Annotated in this window: 32 protein-coding genes; 25 read left to right on the forward strand and 7 right to left on the reverse strand. The window is 45.7% G+C overall.

The genetic code is table 11. From position 1 onward, the window contains the following. The first annotated feature begins 6 nt into the window (after positions 1–6). From rplP to rplQ, 20 genes are all read left to right on the forward strand, one after another. Entirely contained in the window at positions 7–417 is a 411-nt protein-coding gene (rplP, locus tag KV201_RS20250) for a 50S ribosomal protein L16 (RefSeq protein WP_006083593.1), read from the forward strand. After that, positions 417–608 (forward strand): 50S ribosomal protein L29, encoded by a 192-nt coding sequence (gene rpmC / locus KV201_RS20255; protein WP_006083592.1) that lies wholly within the window; start codon positions 417–419, stop codon positions 606–608. Before rplP ends, rpmC begins: the two co-directional genes overlap by 1 nt. Beyond that, positions 608–856 (forward strand): 30S ribosomal protein S17, encoded by a 249-nt coding sequence (gene rpsQ, locus KV201_RS20260; protein ID WP_006083591.1) that lies wholly within the window; start codon positions 608–610, stop codon positions 854–856. The genes rpmC and rpsQ overlap by 1 nt, the downstream gene beginning before the upstream one ends. 180 nt (positions 857–1036) lie before the next feature. Then, positions 1037–1405 carry a 50S ribosomal protein L14 gene (gene rplN, locus KV201_RS20265; RefSeq protein ID WP_006083590.1) on the forward strand — a complete coding sequence of 123 codons (369 nt, stop codon included), beginning with the start codon at positions 1037–1039 and terminating at the stop codon, positions 1403–1405. 11 nt (positions 1406–1416) lie between these two features. Further along, on the forward strand, positions 1417–1731 hold the full coding sequence (rplX, locus tag KV201_RS20270) for a 50S ribosomal protein L24 (RefSeq protein ID WP_006083589.1): 315 nt from the start codon (positions 1417–1419) through the stop codon (positions 1729–1731). A gap of 12 nt (positions 1732–1743) precedes the next feature. Further along, a complete protein-coding gene (gene rplE, locus KV201_RS20275; RefSeq protein WP_006083588.1) occupies positions 1744–2283 on the forward strand; it encodes a 50S ribosomal protein L5 in 540 nt (179 codons plus the stop codon). Between the two features lie 10 nt (positions 2284–2293). Further along, positions 2294–2599, forward strand: a complete 306-nt coding sequence (gene rpsN / locus KV201_RS20280; protein WP_006083587.1) for a 30S ribosomal protein S14 — start codon at positions 2294–2296, stop codon at positions 2597–2599. Positions 2600–2623: 24 nt separating this feature from the next. Next, positions 2624–3016 carry a 30S ribosomal protein S8 gene (gene rpsH, locus KV201_RS20285; protein ID WP_006083586.1) on the forward strand — a complete coding sequence of 131 codons (393 nt, stop codon included), beginning with the start codon at positions 2624–2626 and terminating at the stop codon, positions 3014–3016. 10 nt (positions 3017–3026) lie between these two features. Further along, complete coding sequence (gene rplF, locus KV201_RS20290; RefSeq protein ID WP_006083585.1) at positions 3027–3560, forward strand: 50S ribosomal protein L6; 534 nt, start codon at positions 3027–3029, stop codon at positions 3558–3560. 10 nt (positions 3561–3570) lie between these two features. After that, a complete protein-coding gene (gene rplR / locus KV201_RS20295) occupies positions 3571–3921 on the forward strand; it encodes a 50S ribosomal protein L18 (protein ID WP_006083584.1) in 351 nt (116 codons plus the stop codon). 11 nt (positions 3922–3932) lie between these two features. Next, complete coding sequence (gene rpsE / locus KV201_RS20300; protein WP_006083583.1) at positions 3933–4436, forward strand: 30S ribosomal protein S5; 504 nt, start codon at positions 3933–3935, stop codon at positions 4434–4436. Between the two features lie 6 nt (positions 4437–4442). Then, on the forward strand, positions 4443–4625 hold the full coding sequence (gene rpmD, locus KV201_RS20305) for a 50S ribosomal protein L30 (RefSeq protein ID WP_006083582.1): 183 nt from the start codon (positions 4443–4445) through the stop codon (positions 4623–4625). 3 nt (positions 4626–4628) lie between these two features. After that, positions 4629–5063 (forward strand): 50S ribosomal protein L15, encoded by a 435-nt coding sequence (gene rplO / locus KV201_RS20310; protein ID WP_006083581.1) that lies wholly within the window; start codon positions 4629–4631, stop codon positions 5061–5063. A 7-nt stretch (positions 5064–5070) separates the two neighbouring features. Next, a complete protein-coding gene (gene secY, locus KV201_RS20315; RefSeq protein ID WP_006083580.1) occupies positions 5071–6411 on the forward strand; it encodes a preprotein translocase subunit SecY in 1341 nt (446 codons plus the stop codon). A 21-nt stretch (positions 6412–6432) separates the two neighbouring features. Further along, on the forward strand, positions 6433–6546 hold the full coding sequence (gene rpmJ, locus KV201_RS20320; RefSeq protein ID WP_006083579.1) for a 50S ribosomal protein L36: 114 nt from the start codon (positions 6433–6435) through the stop codon (positions 6544–6546). A gap of 117 nt (positions 6547–6663) precedes the next feature. Beyond that, positions 6664–7020: a 30S ribosomal protein S13 gene (gene rpsM, locus KV201_RS20325; protein WP_006083578.1), complete on the forward strand. Its 357-nt coding sequence runs from the start codon at positions 6664–6666 to the stop codon at positions 7018–7020. Positions 7021–7035: 15 nt separating this feature from the next. Next, positions 7036–7428: a 30S ribosomal protein S11 gene (gene rpsK, locus KV201_RS20330; protein ID WP_006083577.1), complete on the forward strand. Its 393-nt coding sequence runs from the start codon at positions 7036–7038 to the stop codon at positions 7426–7428. 32 nt (positions 7429–7460) lie between these two features. Continuing rightward, entirely contained in the window at positions 7461–8081 is a 621-nt protein-coding gene (rpsD, locus tag KV201_RS20335) for a 30S ribosomal protein S4 (RefSeq protein WP_006083575.1), read from the forward strand. Positions 8082–8105: 24 nt separating this feature from the next. Beyond that, complete coding sequence (gene rpoA / locus KV201_RS20340) at positions 8106–9095, forward strand: DNA-directed RNA polymerase subunit alpha (protein WP_006083574.1); 990 nt, start codon at positions 8106–8108, stop codon at positions 9093–9095. Positions 9096–9135: 40 nt separating this feature from the next. Beyond that, the gene (rplQ, locus tag KV201_RS20345; protein ID WP_006083573.1) at positions 9136–9531 is read left to right on the forward strand and encodes a 50S ribosomal protein L17; all 396 of its coding nucleotides are present in this window, start codon (positions 9136–9138) and stop codon (positions 9529–9531) included. Positions 9532–9590: 59 nt separating this feature from the next. Here the strand turns inward: rplQ and KV201_RS20350 are convergent, their stop codons facing one another. The 6 genes from KV201_RS20350 to ccmA all read right to left on the reverse strand — a co-directional run bounded on the left by KV201_RS20350 (position 9591) and on the right by ccmA (position 13513). Continuing rightward, a complete protein-coding gene (locus tag KV201_RS20350) occupies positions 9591–10598 on the reverse strand; it encodes an ABC transporter substrate-binding protein (protein ID WP_226060373.1) in 1008 nt (335 codons plus the stop codon). A 133-nt stretch (positions 10599–10731) separates the two neighbouring features. Further along, on the reverse strand, positions 10732–11220 hold the full coding sequence (gene ccmE / locus KV201_RS20355) for a cytochrome c maturation protein CcmE (protein WP_006079699.1): 489 nt from the start codon (positions 11218–11220) through the stop codon (positions 10732–10734). Then, positions 11217–11417, reverse strand: a complete 201-nt coding sequence (ccmD, locus tag KV201_RS20360; RefSeq protein ID WP_006079702.1) for a heme exporter protein CcmD — start codon at positions 11415–11417, stop codon at positions 11217–11219. Before ccmD ends, ccmE begins: the two co-directional genes overlap by 4 nt. After that, complete coding sequence (locus KV201_RS20365) at positions 11417–12163, reverse strand: heme ABC transporter permease (protein ID WP_226060374.1); 747 nt, start codon at positions 12161–12163, stop codon at positions 11417–11419. Before KV201_RS20365 ends, ccmD begins: the two co-directional genes overlap by 1 nt. 1 nt (position 12164) lies before the next feature. Beyond that, complete coding sequence (gene ccmB, locus KV201_RS20370) at positions 12165–12851, reverse strand: heme exporter protein CcmB (RefSeq protein WP_006079706.1); 687 nt, start codon at positions 12849–12851, stop codon at positions 12165–12167. Positions 12852–12862: 11 nt separating this feature from the next. After that, entirely contained in the window at positions 12863–13513 is a 651-nt protein-coding gene (gene ccmA / locus KV201_RS20375) for a cytochrome c biogenesis heme-transporting ATPase CcmA (protein ID WP_006079707.1), read from the reverse strand. A 318-nt stretch (positions 13514–13831) separates the two neighbouring features. Between ccmA and KV201_RS20380 the strand changes: the two genes are divergently transcribed. Next, positions 13832–14131 carry a cytochrome c5 family protein gene (locus tag KV201_RS20380; RefSeq protein WP_006079708.1) on the forward strand — a complete coding sequence of 100 codons (300 nt, stop codon included), beginning with the start codon at positions 13832–13834 and terminating at the stop codon, positions 14129–14131. Positions 14132–14194: 63 nt separating this feature from the next. On the opposite strand, the gene ccmI is transcribed toward KV201_RS20380, so the two are convergent. Continuing rightward, complete coding sequence (ccmI, locus tag KV201_RS20385) at positions 14195–15448, reverse strand: c-type cytochrome biogenesis protein CcmI (protein ID WP_071940704.1); 1254 nt, start codon at positions 15446–15448, stop codon at positions 14195–14197. Positions 15449–15848: 400 nt separating this feature from the next. Here ccmI and KV201_RS20390 point away from each other — a divergent pair, with 400 nt between their 5' ends. Genes KV201_RS20390 through KV201_RS20405 form a run of 4 tightly spaced genes read left to right on the forward strand, consistent with a single transcriptional unit; the run spans position 15849 to position 19454 of the window. After that, positions 15849–17828, forward strand: coding sequence for a heme lyase CcmF/NrfE family subunit (locus KV201_RS20390; protein WP_226060376.1), 1980 nt, complete (start codon positions 15849–15851; stop codon positions 17826–17828). An 11-nt stretch (positions 17829–17839) separates the two neighbouring features. Further along, on the forward strand, positions 17840–18394 hold the full coding sequence (locus KV201_RS20395; protein WP_006079711.1) for a DsbE family thiol:disulfide interchange protein: 555 nt from the start codon (positions 17840–17842) through the stop codon (positions 18392–18394). Next, positions 18391–18870: a heme lyase NrfEFG subunit NrfF gene (gene nrfF, locus KV201_RS20400; RefSeq protein WP_006079712.1), complete on the forward strand. Its 480-nt coding sequence runs from the start codon at positions 18391–18393 to the stop codon at positions 18868–18870. The genes KV201_RS20395 and nrfF overlap by 4 nt, the downstream gene beginning before the upstream one ends. Further along, the gene (locus KV201_RS20405; protein ID WP_226060377.1) at positions 18867–19454 is read left to right on the forward strand and encodes a TlpA disulfide reductase family protein; all 588 of its coding nucleotides are present in this window, start codon (positions 18867–18869) and stop codon (positions 19452–19454) included. The genes nrfF and KV201_RS20405 overlap by 4 nt, the downstream gene beginning before the upstream one ends. Positions 19455–19854: the final 400 nt, after the last annotated feature.

Here is a 19854-nt window from a genome sequence, read left to right on the forward strand (position 1 = left end):
CCGGCAATGCTGCAACCTAAACGTATGAAGTTTCGCAAGATGTTCAAAGGCCGCAACCGCGGTCTAGCGAACGGTACCGAAGTTAGCTTTGGTACTTTTGGTCTGAAAGCAGTCGGCCGTGGCCGTTTAACTGCCCGTCAGATCGAATCTGCACGTCGTGCCATGACACGTCACATTAAGCGTCAGGGACAAATTTGGATTCGAGTTTTCCCGGACAAGCCGATTACCTCTAAGCCTCTTGAAGTGCGTATGGGTAAAGGTAAAGGTAACGTTGAATACTGGGTATGTCAGATTCAACCTGGTAAGGTTCTTTATGAGATGAATGGTGTTTCTGAAGTGATCGCTCGTGAAGCGTTTGCTTTGGCTGCTGCCAAGCTTCCAATTAAGACTACCTTCGTAACTAAGACGGTGATGTAATGAAAGCGAGCGAACTGAGAGAAAAAAGCGTTGAAGAACTGAACGCTGAACTACTTGGTCTGCTGCGTGAGCAGTTTAACCTGCGTATGCAACACGCCACTGGTCAGTTGACTCAGACTAATCAACTGAAATTGGTGCGCCGTAACATTGCGCGCGTTAAGACCATTATTACTTCTAAGGCGGGTGCATAATGTCTGATAAAATCCGTACTTTGCAGGGTCGTGTAACTAGCAACAAAATGGACAAGTCCATTACTGTTGCTATCGAACGCCAAGTGAAACACCCAATTTATGGGAAATACATTAAGCGTACAACGAAGATCCATGCACATGACGAAACTAATCAGTGCAATGAAGGCGATTTAGTAGCGATTCGCGAATGTCGTCCTTTGTCTAAGACTAAGTCTTGGACCCTGGTTGAAGTAGTATCAAAGGCCTAAGTTAATTAGGTATTTAGGTAAACGGCTCCAGAATGTGGGGCCGTTTGTTTTTTAATACTATACATTCCACTTTTATGGTGTTATATTTGCGCGCCATTTTTGACTAAATTAATAGCAAAAATGAGTGTTTTTATTGTCCCATAGTGGGAATTGTGTAGTAACGATAGCGGGGCACTTAAAATGATCCAAATGCAATCGACTCTTGACGTTGCTTGTAACAGCGGCGCACGCAGAGTTCAGTGTATTAAGGTCTTGGGTGGCTCTCATCGTCGTTATGCCGGTATCGGCGACATCATCAAAGTTTCTGTTAAAGAAGCGATTCCTCGCGCTAAAGCGAAGAAAGGCGATGTGTATAACGCGGTGGTAGTCCGTACTAAGAAAGGCGTACGTCGTCCAGACGGTTCTGTCATTCGCTTCGATCGGAATGCAGCTGTTCTTTTGAACAACAACCTGCAGCCGATTGGTACTCGTATCTTTGGACCAGTGACACGTGAATTGCGTAATGAGCAATTTATGAAAATTGTCTCGCTGGCACCAGAAGTACTGTAAGGAGCTTCAAAATGGCAGCTAAAATACGTCGTGAAGACGAAGTGATTGTATTAGCAGGTAAAGACAAGGGTAAACGTGCAAAAGTTTCTCAAGTCCTTCCTACTGGTAAATTGATTGTTGAAGGCATCAATCTTGTCAAAAAACACCAAAAGCCAAACCCACAATTGGGCGTAGCTGGCGGTATTGTTGAGAAAGAAGCACCGATACAAGCATCAAATGTAGCGATTTTCAACTCTGCCACTGGCAAAGCTGATCGCGTTGGTTTCCGCTTTGAAGACGGCAAAAAAGTTCGTTTCTTCAAATCGAACAGTGAACTCGTTAAGTAATTGGAGTAAACGATGGCGAAACTGCATGATAAATACCAAGAGACTGTTGTCGCTGAACTTGCTAAAAAGTTCGGTTATACCAGTGTCATGCAAGTCCCTCGGATTGAGAAAATCACCCTGAACATGGGTGTTGGCGAAGCTGTTGCAGACAAGAAAATCATGGACCATGCTGTCCGTGATATGACTGCAATCGCTGGTCAAAAACCAGTAGTGACTGTAGCTCGTAAGTCAGTTGCTGGTTTTAAAATCCGTGAAGGCTACCCTATTGGCTGTAAAGTTACCCTACGCGGTGAGCGTATGTGGGAATTCTTAGAGCGTTTAGTCGATATCGCAATCCCACGTATTCGTGACTTCCGTGGCTTAAGCGCTAAAGCGTTTGACGGCCGTGGTAACTACGCAATGGGCGTGCGTGAGCAGATCATCTTCCCAGAAATCGATTACGATAAAATCGATAAGATTCGTGGTATGGATATTGTTATCACTACTACTGCGAAGAATGATGAAGAAGGTCGTGCTTTGTTAGACGCTTTTAACTTCCCATTCAAGAAATAAGGGTAGCGTAATGGCAAAAACATCAATGAAAGCACGTGAAGCTAAACGTGCACAGCTCGTGGCCAAGTACGCTGAAAAGCGTGCGGCTCTTAAGACTATCATTGCAAGTCCAGCTTCTTCTGACGAAGATCGTTGGGATGCGGTACTTAAGCTGCAAGCTCTACCACGTGATTCCAGCGCTGCGCGTCAACGCAATCGTTGTAATCAAACTGGTCGCCCTCATGGCTTCTTACGTAAATTCGGCTTAAGCCGTATCAAATTACGTGAAGCAACCATGCGTGGTGAAGTTCCTGGCCTGCGTAAGGCCAGCTGGTAAGCACTTGTCACGGAGTAAGCTAATATGAGCATGCAAGATCCTATTGCGGATATGTTAACCCGTATTCGTAACGGCCAAGCTGCTAACCACGTATCGGTGAAGATGCCTTCAGCTAAGTTGAAAGTCGCAATTGCGAAACTACTTAAAGATGAAGGTTATATCGCTGATTACGCCGTAGCAGATGAAGCCAAGCCTGAACTGGAAGTTACTTTAAAGTATTTCCAAGGCCAACCAGTCGTTGAGACTATCCAGCGTGTAAGTCGCCCTGGTCTTCGTATTTACAAAGGTAAAAACGAACTTCCAAAGGTGATGGGCGGTCTGGGTGTCGCAATTGTGTCCACTTCTAAAGGCTTGATGACTGATCGTGCCGCCCGCCTTGCAGGCATGGGTGGCGAGGTTATCTGCTACGTAGCTTAAGGAGCTAGGAATGTCTCGTGTAGCAAAAGCACCAGTATCTATTCCAGCTGGCGTAGAGGTGACCTTGAACGAACAGACCCTTACCGTCAAAGGCGGAAAAGGTAGTCTGACTCGAGTGATCAACAATGCGGTCAATGTTGTTATTGAAGCTGGCGTAGTTAAGTTCCTCCCTGTTGAAGGCGTTTCTAACGCTTGGGCACAGGCTGGTACAACTCGTGCATTAGTAAACAACATGGTTGTTGGTGTATCTCAAGGTTTTGAGCGTAAATTAAAGTTAGTTGGCGTTGGTTACCGTGCGAAACTCGTCGGTTCTGACATTGACCTTACTTTAGGTTTCTCTCATCCGTTAGTACACAAACTGCCCGCAGGCGTTACTGCAGAGTGCCCTAGCCAAACTGACATCGTCCTACGTGGCGTTGATAAACAGTTAATTGGCCAAGTCGCTGCTGAGATTCGCGGATACCGTCCACCAGAGCCATATAAAGGCAAGGGTGTTCGCTATGACGACGAAGTAGTACGCCGTAAAGAGGCTAAGAAGAAGTAGGTAACGCGATATGGATAAGAAAACATCTCGCTTACGTCGCGCTACTCGCGCTCGTAAGAAGATCCAAGAGCTGGGCGTGAACCGTCTGGTTGTACATCGTACACCGCGTCACATTTATGCTCAGGTGATCAATCCTGAAGCTCAGGTGTTGGCAGCTGCTTCAACCGTAGAAAAAGCGGTTAAAGAGCTACTGAAGAGTACCGGTAACGTAGACGCAGCGAAAGCAGTAGGTAAATTTGTTGCTGAGCGCGCGATCGAAAAAGGCGTAACTTCAGTTGCGTTCGATCGTTCTGGTTTCAAGTATCACGGTCGTGTAGCTGCTTTAGCAGATGCAGCTCGTGAAGCTGGCCTGAAGTTCTAAGGGGTTATAAAATGGCTAAATTAGAAGCTCAGCAAAAAGACGATCTGCAAGAGAAATTGATTGCAGTTAATCGTGTTTCTAAAGTAGTTAAGGGCGGTCGTATCTTTAGCTTCACAGCACTGACAGTAGTGGGTGACGGTAACGGTAAGATTGGCTATGGCTATGGCAAAGCACGTGAAGTTCCAGCAGCGATTCAAAAAGCTATGGAAAAAGCTCGTCGTAACATTGTGACCGTTGAGTTGAATGCAGGTACTCTGCATCACCCAGTTAAAGGTCGTCATACTGGTTCTCTTGTGTACATGCAACCTGCATCACAAGGTACTGGTATTATTGCCGGTGGCGCAATGCGTGCCGTATTGGAAGTAGCAGGCGTTCATAACGTTCTGTCAAAAGCATACGGTTCTACTAACCCGATCAACATCGTTCGCGCGACTGTCGATGCTTTGGTGCACATGAAGTCACCTTCGCAAATCGCAGCTAAGCGTGGCCTGAATGTTGACGAAATTCGGGGGTAATGCACCATGGCAACTAAAACTGTAAAAGTTACTCAAACTAAAAGCGGTATCGGTCGTTTACCGAAGCACCGTGCAACCCTAACGGGTCTTGGTTTGCGTCGCATTGGTCACACTGTTGAATTAGAAGATACTCCTTCAGTTCGCGGTATGATCAACAAGGTCTACTACATGGTTAAGGTGGAGGATTAATAGATGCGTTTAAATACTCTATCTCCAGCTGCAGGCTCTAAGCATGCACCAAAGCGTGTAGGCCGTGGTATGGGCTCAGGTCTAGGTAAAACAGCGGGTCGTGGTCATAAAGGCCAAAAGTCTCGTTCTGGTGGCGGTGTACGCCCAGGATTTGAAGGTGGTCAAATGCCACTTAAAATCCGTTTACCTAAATTTGGTTTTACCTCGCGTCGCGCTATGGTAACAGCTGAAGTTCGTGTACTCGAACTGGCAAAAGTTAACGGTGATGTTATCGACTTAAACGCTCTGAAAGATGCGAACGTTATAACTCGCAACATCCAGTTTGCGAAAATTGTTCTTTCAGGTACCATTGAGCGCCCTGTGACTGTTAAAGGTCTGAAGGTAACCAAAGGTGCACGTGCAGCTATTGAAGCTGCCGGCGGTAAGATCGAGGAATAATACGTCGATGGCAAAACCAGGACTTGATTTAAAAAGCGCGAAAGGTGGACTTTCAGAATTGAAAGCTCGCCTCCTGTTCGTGATTGGTGCGATTATCGTCTTTAGAGCCGGTTCGTTTGTGCCAATTCCTGGTATTGACGCAGCTGTATTAGCAGAGCTGTTTGCTCAGCAAAAAGGGACCATCCTGGGCATGTTTAACATGTTCTCGGGTGGCGCCCTTTCGCGTGCCTCTATCTTTGCATTAGGTATCATGCCGTATATTTCGGCATCGATTATCATGCAACTGTTGACTGTCGTACATCCTGCACTCGCTGAATTGAAAAAAGAAGGCGAATCAGGACGTAAGAAAATCAGTCAATATACCAGATGGGGTACCTTAGTGCTGGGTACATTCCAGTCGGTCGGTATTGCAACCGGGTTGCCAAACTTAGTGCCAGGCCTTGTGGTCAACATTGGATTTGGGTTCTACTTTGTTGCGGTTGTGAGCTTAGTGACGGGAACGATGTTCCTTATGTGGCTAGGTGAGCAGATTACCGAACGTGGTATAGGTAACGGTATCTCGATTTTGATTTTCGCAGGTATTGTTGCTGGATTACCTTCCGCTATCGGCCAAACGGCTGAGCAGGCGCGTCAAGGTGACTTGAATGTGTTAGTATTGTTGTTGCTCGCGGTAATTGTGTTTGCAGTGACTTATTTTGTAGTGTTTGTGGAACGTGGTCAGCGTCGTATCGTCGTTAACTATGCTAAGCGTCAGCAGGGCCGTAAGGTGTTCGCTGCGCAAAGTACTCACTTACCGCTTAAAATAAACATGGCAGGTGTTATTCCGCCAATTTTTGCGTCAAGCATCATTTTGTTCCCTGGAACACTGGCTCAGTGGTTCGGTCAAAATGAATCCATGTCATGGTTAAGTGATTTTTCACTGGCTGTGTCACCTGGACAACCGCTTTACTCATTATTATATGCAACAGCGATTATCTTTTTCTGTTTCTTCTATACTGCGTTGGTATTTAACCCACGCGAAACAGCAGATAACTTGAAGAAGAGTGGTGCATTCATCCCTGGGATCCGTCCTGGAGAACAGACTTCGCGTTACATTGATAAAGTTATGACCCGTTTGACATTGGCAGGCGCGTTATACATAACCTTTATCTGCTTAATTCCGGAGTTCATGTTAATCGCGTGGAAAGTACAGTTCTATTTTGGCGGTACTTCACTACTAATTATGGTAGTCGTGATCATGGACTTCATGGCTCAGGTTCAGACGCATATGATGTCTCATCAGTATGAGTCTGTGATGAAGAAAGCTAACCTAGTAAACAAAGCGAATTTAGATCGCTTTGGTCGCTAAGTAGCTTTACGGAGTGATGAAATGAAAGTTCGAGCTTCCGTGAAGAAGATCTGCCGTAACTGCAAGATCGTCAAGCGTAGTGGCGTTGTGCGCGTTATCTGTGTTGAACCAAAACACAAACAGCGTCAAGGCTAAAAAGTAATTTGTTCAGCCCATGAATTGGGCTGAACAAAATTTAGTTTGCAAATCTGTTGACTGTCGAGTATCCTTTCGGGCTTTTCGCAGTTGGCCTTTAACTTTAAGGAGTGCATAGTGGCCCGTATCGCTGGCATTAACATTCCTGATCAAAAGCATACAGTCATCGCATTGACTGCTATTTTCGGCATCGGCCGTACTCGCGCTAGAGCAATCTGCGCGGCTACAGCAATCGCTGAAACTGCTAAGATCAAGGAATTGAGCGAAGCTCAAATAGATATACTACGCGAAGAAGTCGCCAAATACATTGTAGAAGGTGACTTACGTCGTGAGATTTCAATGAACATCAAGCGTCTTATGGATCTTGGTTGTTATCGTGGTCTCCGCCATCGCCGTAGCCTGCCTCTCCGTGGGCAACGTACTAAGACCAATGCGCGTACGCGTAAAGGTCCACGTAAACCTATTAGAAAGTAACGGGAAGGTAAAGCAATGGCTAAAGTTCCGTCACGTTCTCCGCGTAAGCGCGTACGTAAACAGGTTGCAGATGGCATGGCTCATATCCATGCTTCTTTCAACAACACTATTGTCACCATTACAGATCGTCAAGGTAATGCGTTGTCATGGGCTACTTCAGGTGGTTCAGGTTTCCGTGGTTCACGTAAATCTACTCCATTTGCTGCACAGGTGGCTGCTGAGCGTGCAGGTGCTGCTGCTCAAGACTACGGTTTAAAAAACCTTGAAGTGTTTGTGAAGGGTCCAGGTCCAGGTCGTGAGTCAGCCATTCGTGCGCTGAACGCTGTTGGTTATAAAATTACCAACATTACCGATGTGACGCCGATCCCTCATAATGGTTGTCGTCCTCCTAAAAAGCGTCGTGTATAACGCCGTTTCGTTAGGATAGTTGGAGAAAGATCATGGCAAGATACTTGGGTCCCAAGCTCAAGCTCAGCCGCCGAGAAGGTACAGACCTTTTCTTAAAAAGCGGTGTGAGAGCAATCGATTCAAAGTGTAAACTGGAAACTGCACCTGGACAACATGGCGCTCGTAAGCCACGTTTGTCAGAGTACGGTACTCAGTTACGCGAAAAACAAAAAGTTCGTCGTATTTACGGTGTGTTAGAAAAACAATTCCGTAACTATTACAAAGATGCTGCACGTACTAAAGGCAACACAGGTGAAAACCTGCTTCAGCTTTTAGAAACCCGTCTTGATAACGTCGTTTATCGTATGGGCTTCGGTGCAACTCGTGCAGAATCACGTCAGCTAGTAAGCCATAAATCAATTATGGTTAACGGTCGTGTTGTTAACATTCCATCATTCAAAGTGTCTGCGAATGATGTTGTGAGCATCCGCGAGAAGTCACGTACTCAAGCTCGTATTAAAGCGGCTTTAGAAGTGGCAGCTCAACGCGAGAAGCCTACATGGGTTGAAGTCGACAATGCGAAAATGGAAGGTGCTTTCAAGCGCGTTCCAGAACGTAGCGATTTGTCTGCGGAAATTAACGAACAGCTGATCGTCGAGCTTTACTCTAAGTAAGGCTAACAAACAAGAGAGGACACAATGCAGGGTTCTGTTACAGAATTTCTTAAACCGCGTCTCGTTGATATCGAGCAGGTTAACTCAACACGTGCCAAGGTTACATTGGAACCACTTGAGCGTGGTTTCGGCCACACTTTAGGTAACGCGTTGCGTCGCATCCTATTGTCGTCTATGCCCGGCTGCGCGGTTACCGAAGTCGAGATTGACGGTGTACTGCACGAATACAGCAGTAAGGAAGGCGTTCAAGAAGATATCCTTGAGATCTTGTTAAACCTGAAAGGGTTAGCAGTGACTATCGAGGGTAAAGACGAGGCTATGCTTACGTTGAGCAAGTCCGGCGCAGGCCCTGTCATCGCAGCAGATATCACGCATGATGGTGATGTCACTATCGTGAATCCTGATCATATTATCTGTCACCTGACAGGTAACAATGATATCAGCATGCGTATTCGCGTTGAGCGTGGTCGTGGCTATGTACCAGCATCTGCTCGTGCACAGACTGAAGACGATGATCGCCCAATCGGCCGCTTGCTGGTTGATGCTTCTTTCTCGCCAGTTGCACGTATTGCCTACAATGTAGAAGCAGCACGTGTAGAACAGCGTACTGACTTAGATAAACTCGTTATCGATATGACCACAAACGGTACTATCGATCCTGAGGAAGCTATCCGTCGTTCTGCAACTATTCTGGCTGAACAGCTAGATGCGTTTGTTGAATTACGTGACGTGACTGAGCCAGAGCTGAAAGAAGAGAAGCCGGAATTCGATCCGATTCTGCTGCGTCCTGTCGACGATTTAGAGCTAACTGTACGTTCGGCTAACTGCTTGAAAGCCGAAGCGATTCATTACATCGGAGATCTGGTACAGCGCACTGAAGTTGAGTTGCTGAAGACCCCTAATTTAGGTAAGAAATCTCTTACTGAAATTAAGGACGTTTTAGCTTCTCGCGGACTGTCGTTAGGTATGCGTTTGGAAAATTGGCCTCCAGCCAGTTTAGCAGACGACCTATAAGTCTCAGGTTTGTACAGATTTAGGTTATAAGGATTAGGTCATGCGCCATCGTAAGAGTGGTCGTCAACTAAACCGTAACAGCAGTCATCGCCAAGCCATGTTTCGTAACATGGCCGGTTCACTAGTTCGTCATGAGATCATCAAGACAACTGTGGCTAAAGCGAAAGAACTGCGTCGCGTAGTTGAGCCTCTGATAACACTTGCTAAGAGTGACAGCGTTGCAAACCGTCGTTTAGCGTTTGCACGTACTCGCGACGCTGAAGTCGTAGGTAAGTTATTTACTGAGTTGGGTCCACGTTACCAGGAACGTCCTGGTGGCTATACCCGTATCCTTAAGTGCGGTTTACGTGCTGGTGATAAAGCCCCTATGGCTTACATCGAGCTAGTTGGCCGTCCAGAAGCTGCTCAAGCTGTTGATGTTGAAGCTGCTGAGTAATTAAGGTTACACTTTTAAAAAGCCGGGCGAATGCCCGGCTTTTTTATGTCTTTTTTTCGTTACTTCACCCAAAGAGTATTTTTCTCGATTTCTCTCGGTAGGCTAATATTCCATTTGGCCAACCCTTGCTGACTAAACATGTATTTCCCAAGATCATCCGTCACTGGAAAGATGTTTTCGGGTTTCTCGCCAGCCAGTATTTTTAACGCCATATTCGCTGCTAATTCGCCATGATGATAGCCATCGAGTACGTAACCTCCAATATTTCCCTCGGAGGAGACGCTAAATCCCCAAAATCCGAAATTCGGTACCGGCGTATGTTCTGATATCCATTTTAGGAGCTGATGCGCATCCACAGAACGATTTTCTGCATCCCTCACTGTGTGGTAGAGCGCCACGACAATGGCGTTATAGCCTTGCTCCTTAGCCGTCAGTACCTGTTGCTGCCAATCTGCGAGCCGTGACAATTGCACCAAATTCACTTCGATACCGCCCAAAATACTTGAGTGTTGTTTGCTGATGTATTCTGCAGCTGAGTCTGAGGTAACACCTTGGTCAAATAGGACTAGTATTTTACGGTGCACAGTCTGTGGGAGTAAGCGTTGAATGAGGAGGAGTGAGCGTCGTAGCAGCGGCCTTTCTATGACACCGGTAAAGCGCTTGTGCTCATTGAGATGATACTCTCTAGGGTTCATATTCACCCCAAGATAGACCACTGGGATTAAGCTGTCATTGAGGCGCTGATGTAACAGGTTAACCGCATTATCATCGGCGAGAATAACCAGTTGAGGTGCTCGGCTTTGGATGTACTTCCACGCTAAATCAGCTCTTTCGGCAAATTGCTCCTTTGGTAAACGCTTGGTATCCATTTCGAAATAACTCACATCGTGCAGGGGGCTAAGCGTGTCATTAATCGCTCGGTAGTATTCTTGGTCCCATTGATATCCATGGTGATAGCTTTCGATCACGATCACTTTAGCTGCATTGGCGTTCTGCGAGAGACTCACAAGGCATAAGAGTAGGGCAACACAATGCAAGTTTATGTTTAATGGTGTTATTTGAATCATACGCAGTCTTAGGTTTTGATGCTGCCTTGAGTATAGTTCACCTTTAATTTTCTAGATTGAGATAATAAAAAAGCCTCACTAGTTATTAGGCTAGGAGGCTTAGTGTGTATGCTGTTGCTACTTCATCAACTGCTTACTTTGTGTCTGGTGCCTTTTGTTGGCTGTAATCCAACTTCTCGTGCTTTTGTCCCATGGCTTCGGCAACTTCTGGTGGCATGTAGTTTTCATCATGCTTAGCCAGTACTTCAGTCGCTTCTAGCTTACCATCAGCACTTAGCACGCCTTGCGCCACAATACCTTGTCCTTCACGGAATAGATCGGGCAGTAGATCGTCATAGGTGACCAGTACTTCGCCGCCTAGAGAGTCATGCACTGCGAACTGCACATGTAAGCTCTTAGGGTCTCGCACCATAGAACCGACTGTTACCATGCCGCCGACACGAATGCGTTGGCCAATTTCTGGTTTGACGCCAGTATCTGTTTTGCCGTGGACAATTTCAGACGGTGTATAGAATAAGTTTAAGTTGGAGTTCAGCGCATAAAGCAAAAGCGAAGTAATCGCGGCAACACCACCGATTAATGCCACTGCTAACGTCAGTCTTTTTTTGCGTCTTGGGTTCACGATTTAGTACTCCTAGTTTCTTTTAGGCGTTCTTCTCTATCCATCTTCTTCGCGATTTCAATTAACACCTTACGCTTTTGGCGTGCGCTGGTAATGATAAGCGTCGAGAGGCAGCAGAAGGTCACTCCGTAGGATAGCCACACGTAAAATGCATAGCCGCCCATATTAAAAAAATCACTGATTGAATCGAATTGCATTATTTGACCTCCTCAGCCTTAGCTAGTTCACGCACCCAAGGGCGCATGCCATTTCTTGCTAAAATTTCTGCTCTGAATCGCACAATAGTGATGGCACCTATCATGAGACCGAAGCCAAGCATATTGATTAACAGTGGATAGAGCATTTCCGTCGACATAGTCGATTTCTCGGTAATGCGGATAGTTGATGGCTGATGTAATGAGCTCCACCATTCAACTGAGTATTTGATAATAGGGATGTTAATTACGCCCACGATCGCGAGGATCCCTGCAGCACGAGCCGCGAGCACTTTATCCTCAAATGAGGCATAGAGTGAGATAACACCTAAATATAGGAACAGTAATACTAGCTCAGAGGTTAAGCGTGCATCCCATACCCACCAGGCGCCCCACATAGGTTTACCCCATGCAGCACCGGTAAAGAGGGCAATAAAGGTGATTACTGCACCGATAGGCGCAATCGAAGCCGCAGCCCAGTCGGCAAGTTTGATCTGCCACACTAAACCGATAAAGGCTGCTGTAGCCATACCCATGTAAGCTGCCATCGACATAGAGGCGGCGGGTACATGGATAAAGATAATGCGATAGCTATCACCCTGTTGGTAATCCGTCGGCGCGAAGGCTAATCCCCATGTTGTGCCTACAGCAATAAACAGACCTGCTAACATCGCAAACCATGGAAATAATGTTCCTGATAACTTATATGCGCGTTCAGGATCCGCGTAAGGGTGTAACCATTTCCACATTTTAGTTAGTACTCACTCGCAGAGATGCACCAATTGCAAAAGGTGCTAAGGTTAACGATCCGACCAGCATAGCGCCTATTATAGCGAGCTGACCGTCATAGGGTAAATTCATTCCTGCCGCGTCTATGGCACTCGTTGCAAAAATGAGAACCGGAATATATAAGGGCAAAATAAGTAAGCTGAGTAACACGCCACCTTTTCTAAGGCCGACGGTTAATGCCACACCAATGGCACCTAATAGCGATAATACTGGCGTGCCTAGCGCAAGGGTCGATATTAACGCACCATAACTATTGCCATCTAAATTGAGTAGCACCGCTAACAGTGGCGCAATAATAATCAGTGGCACACCGGTTAAAATCCAATGGGCTAACACTTTGGCTAATACCAGAATGGCTAATGGCTGTGGGCTCAATAACATTTGCTCTAAGCTGCCATCACTAAAGTCCGCTTTGAACAGTCTTTCAAGTGACAACATAGAGGCTAATAACGCTGCAACCCAAATTATCCCGGGTGCCACACGGGCTAACATTTGTGGCTCTGGGCCAATCCCCAGTGGGAATAAGGTCACAACCATAATAAAAAATAGCAGTGGGTTAAAAATGTCCCCGCGGTGACGAATAGCAATTTTAAGATCTCGCTGCAGCAAGGTAAAAAATGCCTGGGTAAAACTGATGCCTCTTTTCATTTAGCCTGACCTTATATGAAGCGATAATCTAGACGAATTTTACGAAGCCTATCATCTTTGATAATGCCCATATCTTGGTGAGTTGTGAGGATCACACACCCGCCATTATCCGCATGCTGAATAAATAATTGCTCCAGCTCTTCGACGCCTTTTTTATCGATCGCGGTAAAAGGTTCGTCAAGGATCCAAATTTTACAATTGCTATGCCACAATCTCGATAGCGCAGTTCTGCGATGCTGGCCTGCGGATAAATGTCCGGCAAGCGCCTCTTCAAAACCAGTTAAGTTCACTTTGGCTAAAATGGCTGAGGTATCAAAGTCATCATAACCACTGATTCTTAAATTGAAATTAAGGTTTTCTTCGGCGGTAAGCTCGCATTTCACTCCCGCTAAATGGCCGAGATACAAGAGATCTTCATTGTATTCATCACGGCAGCGGTTTATGTCTTCATTTCTGTAAAAGGTTTGTCCGGCATAGGGGCGAGAAAGACCTGCCAATATGCGTAATAAACTGGTTTTGCCCGCGCCGTTAGGGCCTTCAATTTGAACAATATCACCGGCATTAATATCAAAACTTAACTCATCAAAAAGGATGCGTTCTTCGCGGATACAGGTCAGCTTGCTGGCTGACACTAATGTGGTTTCTTTAGTTATATTTGTCACTGAACCCTCTATCTCAAGCCGGAAGGAAACACAAGTTATTCTAACACAAACGTTATTGGGGGTTTACCCTTGGTTTGCACTAGATGTCAGCAATATGATGTGGTTCCAATAACCGCAATATTTATCGAACTTTTTTACGACTTGCTAATATATTAACGAATTTGTCACCCTTGTCGCCTGATTCATTTTGTGTTGAGATTCTAATCACAAAAAGATGAGATTTCTTGAAGTTTGTAGTAATCTTAGTCGGCTATAATGAGTCTGCCTAAGTAAGGGCAGCGCCGAGCTTTGTACGTATTTGCATTAGGAACATTGAACATGAAAAAACTGTTAGCAATGACTGCAGTCGCTGCTTTGACTATGTCAGTCAACGTATCAGCTCAAGAAGCTGAAGCTATTTTCAACAAGGCATGTACCGTATGCCACAGCATGGGTGTTGCTGGCGCTCCAAAAGTGCATAACGCTGCAGAATGGGAACCACGCTTAGCTAAGGGTATTGATGCTCTACTGCACAGTGTGAAAACTGGTTTGAATGCAATGCCACCAGGCGGTATGTGTACTGATTGTACTGACGAAGATTACAAAGCAGCTATCGAGTTTATGTCTAAAGCTCAGTAATTTTTTCAGTGTTAATAAAAAACCGGCCAAAGCCGGTTTTTTTATGTCTGCAATAAACTGGGTTTATTGCACTTGGGTATCAAGCACTAGGTTAGCGGTATCGCCGACAGCCACTGTACTGATCTTACCTTGAAGATCGCCCGCTTGTGGTTTGATATTACCGTGCTTAGAAAGCACTGCAATCACTTCCACATTGGTAGCGTCACTTAATTTCTTATCGCCACCCATACCGCTGCTATCGTCTAATGTTACAGTAACTGGGAACGACTTAGCACTGACTTTGGTTGCCGCTAATGGGACTTTTGGTCCTTCAGTAGCACGGGCAAAGATAAAGATAGTGTCTTCAGGACTGGCTTTAGCGGCAAGTTCTGCGGAGATAGATATAGTCACATTGACCGACTTAGTCGCACTCGCTTTCACTTGCTTGTGGGCATCGTCATTTGGCATGCCAGCCGTTTCAGATTGCATACGTAAGTTAGCGGTTTCGATAGCATTCATTAGGGCTGCGCGATCAACATCAGCACGATCGCTATCAAGAATAGTTTGCCAAGAGGCGATGGCTTGCTTGTAGTCAGCGGTAAAGAAGGCATCCATACCTACAAGTAATAGCGTTGAAGGATCTTGAGCATCCATTGCTAAAGACTCATCGATGATCGCTTTGATTTGCGGTGTCATTTGCTGACCCGCTTTGTAATACATGGCTGTTGCTTTAGGGCCTAATAATTCAGCGTGTTTTCCGACTAAATCCATTACTTTATCGAAAGCAGCAATCCCTTTGTCGTATTGGTTTGCCGATACATAAGCGTGGCCTAAGCTGAACCATACTTGGCTGTTCTCTGGCTCGGCTTTCACTTGGGCTTCCATCATCTGTACGCGCTGCGCCATGATTTGAGCCGTATCCATTCCCGCATGTGGGTTAGCAGGTTGTTGGGCAGTTTCAATATTTTCGAAGGCACCTAAGTGCTGATAGAGATAGCCTGAGATAACAATCAAACAAACTGACATGATCGACGGCCATAGAATCGTCTTTGGCTTGATTTGGTTGACCAGTGAATCATCGCTCGCTTCTTTTATGTCTTGGAGTAGACTGATTTCAAGCTCTTTTTTCAAGGCATCGAATTCGGCTTGATCGAGTAACTCTTCGCTTAATTCTTTTTCAAGAACGCCCAAGCGCTCATTGAACAATTCAAGGTTCGTTTGTTTACGAACTCCGGCTTCTTCAGTTTTCAGCAACTTCTGCTGTCTGAAATGCGGGATCCAAATCAGCATCAGGCCGACTAACATAACAAGCGCAATAAAAATCCAAAATGTCGTCATTGTTTCTATATTCACTTTAGTTTGCAGAAAGCGGAGTAACCGCTAGGCTTGGAAGCAAGATTATACGTAAAGATTGTTCATTGAACAGTAATATAAGGTAATCCCAGTACCGAAAGCTTATAGTTGGGCACTGGTTCACAAATTGATTCTTCTTGTAAAAATTGTATGAAACTTAAGTGTCATTTGTCGGTCACATGCAGAACTGAGCCTCTTCCGTGACTTTCATCAGCCTCTAAAATTGAGAATGAGACAAGTAACCCAGTTTTGTACGAAAGAGGCAGACAGGAACAATAGCAAATACTAAAATGAGCAACATTTCGTGCATTTGCGTGAATAACATGTTGTGCGTTGAGATAGAGTCTTTCTAAATCAACATATTATTGAAGACTGAGGAAAACCCATGATCCCAGAACTTGGACACTTTGCGCTGATAATAGGGGTGGCTTTTGCCTTCTTATTAATCAGCGTCCCCCTAATAGGTGTTGCCCGTAAAGATCAATACCTTGTTAGGTATGCTTGGCCGTTAACGTACGGAATGTTCTTTTTTATCACTGTATCAGTTGTCGTGCTGGCCTATAGCTTTGCCGTCGATGATTTCTCAGTCGCCTATGTGGCACATCACTCTAATTCTCAGTTACCTATCTTCTTTAAGATTTCGGCCGTATGGGGCGGTCATGAAGGGTCACTGTTGTTCTGGGTGTTTGCTTTATCGACTTGGGCTGCAGCGGTTGCCTTATTTAGTAAAGGTTTAGAGGAAGTGTTTACTGCGCGTGTACTGGCAGTATTGGCACTGATCGTGATTGGTTTTAGCTTATTCATGCTACTCACCTCTAGCCCATTCGAACGTTTGTTCCCGATACCTGCAGAAGGCCGTGACTTGAACCCAATGCTGCAGGATGTGGGATTAATCTTCCACCCACCTATGCTGTATTTAGGTTATGTGGGCTTCTCAGTGAGCTTTGCATTTGCGATTGCCGCGCTGATGAGCGGTCGTCTCGATTCTGCATGGGCTCGTTGGACTCGTCCTTGGACCTTAGCCGCTTGGATCTTCCTAACTGGAGGTATCGCGCTAGGTTCTTGGTGGGCATATTATGAATTAGGCTGGGGCGGTTGGTGGTTCTGGGATCCTGTTGAGAACGCCTCTTTCATGCCTTGGTTAGTGGGTACTGCGCTTGTTCACTCTTTGATTGTGACCGAGAAACGCGGCGCTTTCCGTAACTGGACCGTATTACTGTCTATCTTCGCTTTCTCTTTAAGTTTGCTTGGTACCTTTATTGTTCGCTCTGGCGTATTAACCTCAGTACATTCATTCGCAGCCGATCCAAGCCGCGGTATGTTTATTCTGTTGTTACTTGGCTTAGCGATTGGCGGTTCATTAACACTGTTTGCCTTCCGCGCCAGTGAAATGAGCAGTCCAGCCCGTTTCGAGCTGAAGTCTAAAGAAACCATGCTACTGGTCTGTAACGTGTTACTGACCGTTGCCGCAGGTACTGTGCTATTGGGTACACTCTATCCATTGCTCATCGATGCACTCGGCATGGGTAAAATTTCTGTAGGACCTCCATACTTCAACGCTGTGTTTGTGCCTATCGTATTAGTCTTATTTGGCTTTATGGGTATTGGTCCAATTATCCGTTGGAAAAAATCGAAAGCAGGCGAGCTTAAGCGTCAGCTATTGATCCCTGCAATGGTTGCTGCGGCTATCGGTATTGTGACGCCATTTATCGTCGATGGTGTATTCAATACTTGGGTTGCCTTTGGTATTGCAGCGGCTTCTTGGATTATCCTAGCGACAGCAAGAGCGGCCTATAACATGGTCAAGTCGAAAGAAGGTGATATCAGCATCAGCCGTATGGGCCGTAGTCAGCTTGGCATGATCTTCGCGCATCTTGGTATTGCTGTGTCTGTGATTGGTGCCACTATGGTGTCGAATTACTCGATTGAGAAAAGTGTCCGCATGGGACCAGGTGTGAGCCAAGAACTTGCGGGTTATACCTTTAAGTATCTGGAGACCAAAAACGTAGTGGGTCCTAACTACACTGCAATGCAGGGACAGATAGAAGTCTACAAAGGTGATGAGCTGCTGACATTACTCAAGCCCGATCGTCGTCAATATAATGTGCGTACTATGGACATGACAGAAGCGGGTATCGACTGGGGTCTATTCCGTGACTTGTATGTGACCATGGGCGATCCAATTACCAGCACTGAATTTGCGGTTCGTTTGAACTACAAACCGTTCGTACGTTGGTTATGGTTTGGGGCAATTTTCATGATGATTGGTGGATTCTTCGCGGCATCGGATAAACGTTACCGTGCGAAAGTCACTGCAGCCATAGCGCCTTCGGCCGAAAAGGCAAAATTGGCAACGGCTCAATAATTGGGGAATGTATGAAGAAGTTGGTTCTGTTTATCCCATTGGTCATATTTCTCGCCATGGGGGTGTTTCTATATAAAGGCTTATTCCTGAATCCGCAGCAATTGGATTCGGCACTGGAAGGAAAGCCTATTCCGGCTTTCCAACTGGAACGCTTAGAGACACCAGCTGAGATCATTACGAATGAGCAATTAAAAGGTAAGGTGTCATTACTTAATGTGTGGGCGACTTGGTGTCCATCTTGTAAATATGAGCATCCTTTCTTAGTGATGCTAAAGCGTAAAAATCTTCTGCCAATTTACGGGATCAACTATCGCGATGAGCGTGCTCCCGCATTAGAAGAGTTGAAGCGTCAGGGCGACCCCTATAACGTCAATATCTATGATAAAGACGGCCGTTTAGGATTAGACCTTGGCGTCTATGGTGCACCTGAAAGTTTTGTGGTTGATCACAACGGTATTATCCGCTTCCGTTATGCGGGTCCAATCGACCAACGCGTATGGAGTGAAACCCTTTACCCTATGATCCAACAATTACAAGCTGAAGCGGCGAAGGATGGCGCATCATGAGAACGCTGACAAAAATCATTGGTGGTCTAGTGCTGTTATTCAGCATGACGACTGCCGTTATGGCAACACCGGTTGATACTTATGAATTCAAAACGCCTGAAAATCAAAAGCGCGGTTTGTCTTTGGCCCATGAGCTTCGTTGCCCACAGTGCCAAAATCAAAACTTGATCGACTCAAACTCACCGGTTGCGCGCGATCTGCGTCTTGAAGTCTTCAAGATGGTAGACGAAGGCAAAGGAGATGATGAGATAATCGAGTTTATGACCAGCCGTTACGGTGAGTTCGTACTCTATAACCCTAAGATGGAAACCAAAACCTACATTCTTTGGTTAGGTCCTATCGGTTTGTTACTTATGGGCCTCGTGATTGGTTTTATCTTCATTCGTAAACAACGTATCAGCGGTAATGTGCCGAATGAAATTAGCGAAGAAGATCAGCGAGAGTTAGATACTTTGCTAAAGCGTAATACTAAATGAAGCATAAAGTCATAACGGTATTATTGTTGTCATCCCTCTTTTCGTTACTTGCTGGTGGGGTCGCGTATGCGTACCCCGGCATGCAGCAAGCGACTAAACCGATGGAATCAACCGTTGATTTGATCAATGTCTTGCCGAAGACTTTCCCGATAGAGCCTGTTGCCTTTAATGACGTCGATGGTAAAGCCATCGACTTCAGTCAATTTAAAGGCAAGATCATCATGGTGAACATGTGGGCGACCTGGTGTCCACCCTGTGTAAGGGAGCTGCCAGCAATCGAAAGACTCGCGACCAAGTTCAAAGCTGAAGACTTTGTACTATTACCTATCTCTATTGATGCAGAAGGTAAGCAACAGGTTCAACCGTTCTTAAACTCGTTAGGTATGCCAAATTTCAACTCTTACTACGATCAGTCACAAAGTCTTGGGGATGTTTTCCCGCTCGATACGATTCCAGCGACATTTATTCTCGATCAACAGGGCCAATTAATAGCTTTTGTTCGATCTTATGTCGATTGGGACGATGCCAAAGCTGTCTCGCTAATCCAAGGTTTTATCGATAAAGGCAGTAAAAAGCCCAATTAATCGGCACTCTGCACGTAAAAGAATCACCATCGTTTAAAAGATCGCCATGCGATCTTTTTTCATTAAAAAAGCCCTTGCACAAAATCTCCTGCTCCCTATAATGCGCATCCACTGACACGGCAGACAGCGTTAAGCAAGCTGACGAGTTAGGTTGAATTGAACGGCTTACTCTCTGTTGAGAATGGCACTTAATTCAATCGCAGCAAGAAGTTGAAAATACTCCTTGACGCGAAACGGGAAAGGCGTAGAATACGCAGCCCTAGCCACCTGGAAGCGTTCGACGCTCAGTGTGGTACTCAAGTCCTCTTACGGATATTGAGTTGCTCTTTAACAAGATAAAACAAGAAATCTGTGTGGACACTCACAGGTGTTGAGTTAATCGAAACTGCTTAACCTTCGG

Source organism: Shewanella sp. SR1, from assembly GCF_020447145.1.
Classification (GTDB): domain Bacteria; phylum Pseudomonadota; class Gammaproteobacteria; order Enterobacterales; family Shewanellaceae; genus Shewanella; species Shewanella baltica.

Bases quoted from the DNA above. Each gene is read 5' to 3' on its own strand.
- ccmI (WP_071940704.1), bottom strand. From the start codon at position 15,448: ATGACGACATTTTGGATTTTTATTGCGCTTGTTATGTTAGTCGGCCTG.
- rplR (WP_006083584.1), top strand. From the start codon at position 3,571: ATGGATAAGAAAACATCTCGCTTACGTCGCGCTACTCGCGCTCGTAAG.
- rpsQ (WP_006083591.1), top strand. From the start codon at position 608: ATGTCTGATAAAATCCGTACTTTGCAGGGTCGTGTAACTAGCAACAAA.
- rplN (WP_006083590.1), top strand. From the start codon at position 1,037: ATGATCCAAATGCAATCGACTCTTGACGTTGCTTGTAACAGCGGCGCA.
- KV201_RS20380 (WP_006079708.1), top strand. From the start codon at position 13,832: ATGAAAAAACTGTTAGCAATGACTGCAGTCGCTGCTTTGACTATGTCA.
- rpoA (WP_006083574.1), top strand. From the start codon at position 8,106: ATGCAGGGTTCTGTTACAGAATTTCTTAAACCGCGTCTCGTTGATATC.
- rpsK (WP_006083577.1), top strand. From the start codon at position 7,036: ATGGCTAAAGTTCCGTCACGTTCTCCGCGTAAGCGCGTACGTAAACAG.
- rplP (WP_006083593.1), top strand. From the start codon at position 7: ATGCTGCAACCTAAACGTATGAAGTTTCGCAAGATGTTCAAAGGCCGC.
- KV201_RS20405 (WP_226060377.1), top strand. From the start codon at position 18,867: ATGAAGCATAAAGTCATAACGGTATTATTGTTGTCATCCCTCTTTTCG.
- KV201_RS20390 (WP_226060376.1), top strand. From the start codon at position 15,849: ATGATCCCAGAACTTGGACACTTTGCGCTGATAATAGGGGTGGCTTTT.
- rpmC (WP_006083592.1), top strand. From the start codon at position 417: ATGAAAGCGAGCGAACTGAGAGAAAAAAGCGTTGAAGAACTGAACGCT.
- rplF (WP_006083585.1), top strand. From the start codon at position 3,027: ATGTCTCGTGTAGCAAAAGCACCAGTATCTATTCCAGCTGGCGTAGAG.
- secY (WP_006083580.1), top strand. From the start codon at position 5,071: ATGGCAAAACCAGGACTTGATTTAAAAAGCGCGAAAGGTGGACTTTCA.
- nrfF (WP_006079712.1), top strand. From the start codon at position 18,391: ATGAGAACGCTGACAAAAATCATTGGTGGTCTAGTGCTGTTATTCAGC.
- ccmD (WP_006079702.1), bottom strand. From the start codon at position 11,417: ATGCAATTCGATTCAATCAGTGATTTTTTTAATATGGGCGGCTATGCA.
- rpsD (WP_006083575.1), top strand. From the start codon at position 7,461: ATGGCAAGATACTTGGGTCCCAAGCTCAAGCTCAGCCGCCGAGAAGGT.
- KV201_RS20350 (WP_226060373.1), bottom strand. From the start codon at position 10,598: ATGATTCAAATAACACCATTAAACATAAACTTGCATTGTGTTGCCCTA.
- rplE (WP_006083588.1), top strand. From the start codon at position 1,744: ATGGCGAAACTGCATGATAAATACCAAGAGACTGTTGTCGCTGAACTT.
- rplQ (WP_006083573.1), top strand. From the start codon at position 9,136: ATGCGCCATCGTAAGAGTGGTCGTCAACTAAACCGTAACAGCAGTCAT.
- rpmJ (WP_006083579.1), top strand. From the start codon at position 6,433: ATGAAAGTTCGAGCTTCCGTGAAGAAGATCTGCCGTAACTGCAAGATC.
- rpsH (WP_006083586.1), top strand. From the start codon at position 2,624: ATGAGCATGCAAGATCCTATTGCGGATATGTTAACCCGTATTCGTAAC.
- KV201_RS20395 (WP_006079711.1), top strand. From the start codon at position 17,840: ATGAAGAAGTTGGTTCTGTTTATCCCATTGGTCATATTTCTCGCCATG.
- rpsE (WP_006083583.1), top strand. From the start codon at position 3,933: ATGGCTAAATTAGAAGCTCAGCAAAAAGACGATCTGCAAGAGAAATTG.
- ccmB (WP_006079706.1), bottom strand. From the start codon at position 12,851: ATGAAAAGAGGCATCAGTTTTACCCAGGCATTTTTTACCTTGCTGCAG.
- rpmD (WP_006083582.1), top strand. From the start codon at position 4,443: ATGGCAACTAAAACTGTAAAAGTTACTCAAACTAAAAGCGGTATCGGT.
- rplO (WP_006083581.1), top strand. From the start codon at position 4,629: ATGCGTTTAAATACTCTATCTCCAGCTGCAGGCTCTAAGCATGCACCA.
- rplX (WP_006083589.1), top strand. From the start codon at position 1,417: ATGGCAGCTAAAATACGTCGTGAAGACGAAGTGATTGTATTAGCAGGT.
- KV201_RS20365 (WP_226060374.1), bottom strand. From the start codon at position 12,163: ATGTGGAAATGGTTACACCCTTACGCGGATCCTGAACGCGCATATAAG.
- rpsN (WP_006083587.1), top strand. From the start codon at position 2,294: ATGGCAAAAACATCAATGAAAGCACGTGAAGCTAAACGTGCACAGCTC.